At 76.6% G+C, this 3,515-nt stretch carries 3 protein-coding genes; 1 reads left to right on the top strand and 2 read right to left on the bottom strand.

Features of this window, described 5'->3' with window-relative positions; all coding sequences use genetic code 11:
- On the bottom strand, positions 1-1,804 hold a 1,804-nt coding region (locus ACFWH7_RS19680; protein ID WP_378219132.1), incomplete at its 3' end, for a TM0106 family RecB-like putative nuclease.
- Positions 1,805-2,013: 209 nt separating this feature from the next.
- On the opposite strand from ACFWH7_RS19680, the gene ACFWH7_RS19675 reads away from it, so the two are divergent.
- The gene (locus tag ACFWH7_RS19675) at positions 2,014-3,093 is read left to right on the top strand and encodes a hypothetical protein (RefSeq protein WP_378219130.1); all 1,080 of its coding nucleotides are present in this window, start codon (positions 2,014-2,016) and stop codon (positions 3,091-3,093) included.
- Between the two features lie 31 nt (positions 3,094-3,124).
- Here ACFWH7_RS19675 and ACFWH7_RS19670 read toward each other — a convergent pair whose 3' ends face one another.
- Positions 3,125-3,403, bottom strand: coding sequence for an SRPBCC domain-containing protein (locus ACFWH7_RS19670; RefSeq protein WP_378219128.1), 279 nt, complete (start codon positions 3,401-3,403; stop codon positions 3,125-3,127).
- Positions 3,404-3,515 lie beyond the last annotated feature (112 nt).

Below are 3,515 nucleotides of genomic sequence, written 5' to 3'. Positions count from 1 at the left end.
GTTTTATAAACCTAATATTTCGTGGGCGGGGTCTGTTGTTTATAAGAGACTGGTAGACGGCGCGCGTCTCCCCCGACCCCGCACCCAGGCCGACCATCGCGTCGTCACGAGCAGCGACCGCACGCCGCAACCACTCCCCCAGCCGCAGCGTCGACACGCAGTCGTACCGGTTGTAGTCCGCGATCCCGCGGAGCAGCTCGTCCGCCTCGTCGTCGCGGCCGGCCTCGCGCAGCGCGGTGTACTCCGCGTACGCGACGACGGACGCGGCGGCGGTGGTCACGTCGCCGGTGCGCAGCTCGTCGCCCATGTAGAGCGGCTCGAGCTTCTTGATCGACCGGGACTTGTCGGAGACGTGCAGCGCCTGGCGCACGACGGCGTAGAGGTCGACGAGGACGCCGTCGCGCAGGAGGTCGTCGACCTCCTCCTCGTACACGCCGTGCCGCGCGGCGATGGCGAGCAGGTGCGCGCGCTCGTAGTCGGCGTAGTGGTAGACGTGCAGGTCCGGGTACGTGCGGCGGCGCGCGTTGACGTGGTCGACGAACGCGACGAGGGCGTCGCGCTCCGCCGCGAGGTCGTGCGCCCAGAGCGCGTGGAAGGGCGGGCGTTCCTCGGGCGCGGCCGGGCGCTCGACCCAGCCGAACAGGTAGTCGAGGCCCCAGCTCGTGCCGCCCGCGTCCGTCCACAGCGGGTCCCCCTCGAAGTCGAAGAAGACGTCGCCGGGGCTCGGAGCAGGCAGCGCGAGCACGGGCGTCGGGTCGTCGATGCGCCACGAGAGCTCGTGCGGCCCCGACGCGTCGGCCCACACGACCGTGCCGTCGGACGGGCCCGTGCCGAGCTGGAGCGCGGCCTGGCGTCGGACCTTCGCGAACGCGGACCGGCTCATGCCGTCGGGGACCGGCGTCTCGTCGGTCGCGGCCGCGAGCTCGTCGATCGTGCGGATCCCCGCCGCGTGCAGCCGTGCGCGCTGCGACTCGTACACCCCGCCGACGAGGAGCACGTCGCGGTGCGCGTCGATCTGCGCCCGGCAGTCGTCGCAGCGCCCGCACGCCCGCACGGCGGGGTCGTCCCAGGGGGCGCGGCCGTCGCGCGCGACGTGCTCGGCCGTGAGCCGCACGAGCCGGTCGCGGCGGTCCCGGAACACGGGCAGGAGGTCGGCGAGGCGGTGCGACGTGCGCTCACGCGTGCCGAGCACGAGCGAGACGTCGGGGTCGACGGGCACGCCCGCGGCCTGGAGCTGGTCGCCGTACGCGGCGAGCTGGAGCAGCGCGGGGACCTTGGCGCGCCGCGCGAGCTTGGTATCCACGACGGCGTAGCGGGCCGCCCCCGTGTCGTCGGTGCCGGTCCGGACGAGGAAGTCGGCGCGCCCGTGGAAGGAGCCGTCGAAGAACGCCGCCTGGTGCACGACGTCGGCGCCGGCCTCGAGCGCGGCGAGCGTGCTCGCCTGCGCGGCCACGAGCTCGTCCCAGGAGATCCCGCGCGGCGGCTCGAGGCGTACGACGCCGCGTCCCGTCGCCGGGTCGAACGCGCCGTGCTCGGCCTCGTAGCGCGCGAGGACCTCGCGCTCGTGCCGCGCGCCGAGCGCGGCGGTGCGCGCGAGCATGGCGTCGTCCCCGGCGTCGGGACGCGGGGCACGGCCGAGCTGCTCGTCGAGCCGGCACAGGAGCCGGTACTCGCACTCGGCGGCGACGACGAGGTCGCTCGCCGAGTGCACGAGGACGCGTTCGCGCGCGGGCGCGCCGCCCGTGACGGTCCGGCCGGGTTCGGCCGCGACGGTCCGCAGCGCCGGCTCGTCAACGAGGAACACGCACACCTCCGGGTCGGGGACGATCGCCGCCGGGGCGGGAGCTGGGCCGCCCCGCCGGTCTGTGTCCGTTCTACCAGCGGCCACCCACGTCGCGGATCCGATTCGTGCCGGTGGCCACGACTCCCCTACTGTTCCCGTCGAACCCGGAGCCCCGTCGAGACCCTGCGTCCCCGTCGACCGTGCGCCGGACGCTACCGAAGGAGGACCCCATGGCCGTGCGGTTCGTGCCGCCCCCGGGGTGGCCCGTCCCCGAGGGCTTCACCCCCACGACCGACTGGCACCCGGACCCGTCCTGGCCGGCCCCGCCCCCGGGCTGGGTGTTCTGGGAGGACGCCGCGACCTCGGGGTCCCCGGTCCCCGTGCCCCTCCCGGACGCGCCGGTCCTCCGCACGACCGAGCCCCTGCCCTCCGGGTCCGGGACGCCGACGCGCCGGTCGCTGCGCGCGCGCTCGTCGGGAGCGACCCCGGCGGTCGGAGCGGCCTCGGTGGCCGGCGCGGCCCCGGTGGTCGGTGCACCCCCCACGGGTCCGGGGGTCGACGCGACGCACGTGGCGACGCTCGCCCCGGTCGCGACGGGCGCCGTCGACGACCACCCGGTCGCCGGCTCGACGATGATCCTCCCCGCGCTCGGCGCGCTGCTGGACGACCCGGCCGCGCGCCCCGCGGTCGCGGGCACGGCCCCGTCGGTCTCGGCCGGAGCCGCGCGGTCCGGCGTGGTCCCCGTCGGTCCGACGCCCGCCGGCCCGGCCGCGGCGCCGCCGCGCGCGACGGCGGTCCCGGCGCGCGCCTCCGGAGGCGTCGGACCGCTCGCGCTCCCCGCCGCCGACGACGACGAGGACGCCGCCCCCGACCGCGGCCGCCGGTGGCTCGTCCCGACCGCCGTCGGGCTCGCGGGCGTCGCTCTCGGACTGCTCGTCGGCATCGGCCTGACGCTCTCCGCGCAGGGGGAGGCGCAGCGCGAGAAGGCCGAGGCGCAGCGCGTGCAGAGCGAGGTCGCGGCCGAGCGCGAGCAGCTCGAGTCGGAGCGGGCCGACCTGGAGGCCCAGCGCGCCGAGCTCGACGCGGCGACGACGCAGCTCACCGAGCGCGAGGCGGCGATCACGAAGGCCGAGGAGGACGCCGCCAAGCGGTCGCAGGAGCTCGACGACCGGCAGAAGCAGCAGGACGAGCGCGACCAGCAGAACCAGCCCGGCCCGGGGAACGACGGCAACGGGAACAACGGCAACGGCAACGGCAACGGCGGGAACGCCGACGACGGCAGCTGGGACTGGGGCGACTGGGGCTGGTGAGACCGCAGCGACCCCCCCGCGAGCCCGGACGTCACTTCTCCGGGTCGGGGTGCTCGGCGAGGTGCGCGTAGCGGCTGAGGATGCGTGGCCACCCGGTGAAGCGCGACCGCACGCGCTCGCTGCCGGGCGCCCACCCGCCGTGCTCGAACCGCACGGCGGTCCCGGTGGCGCTCGGCCGCAGGTCGACCCGGACGAGCGACGCCCGGCCGGGCGGCTGCCCCGGGGTGAACGTGTGGGCGAGGTGGGTCGCCCGTTCCCAGAGCGTCACGCGCCCCCACACCCGCTCGTCGGCGCCGTGGGACGCGAGCACGCGACCCCCGACGAGGGGGGGGGCGCGGCGGCCCGCCGCTCGCACCCCCGGGCCCCGGGTAACCCGGCGGGGCCCGCCACCGCTCAACACCGCGACGAGTGGGTCAGTGGGG

The sequence above is a fragment of the Cellulosimicrobium cellulans genome (genome assembly GCF_042723955.1).
Taxonomy (GTDB): Bacteria; Actinomycetota; Actinomycetes; order Actinomycetales; family Cellulomonadaceae; genus Cellulosimicrobium; species Cellulosimicrobium cellulans_H.
Note: the sequence above shows the minus strand (reverse complement) of the source record. Positions and strands in the feature narration are given on the sequence as shown.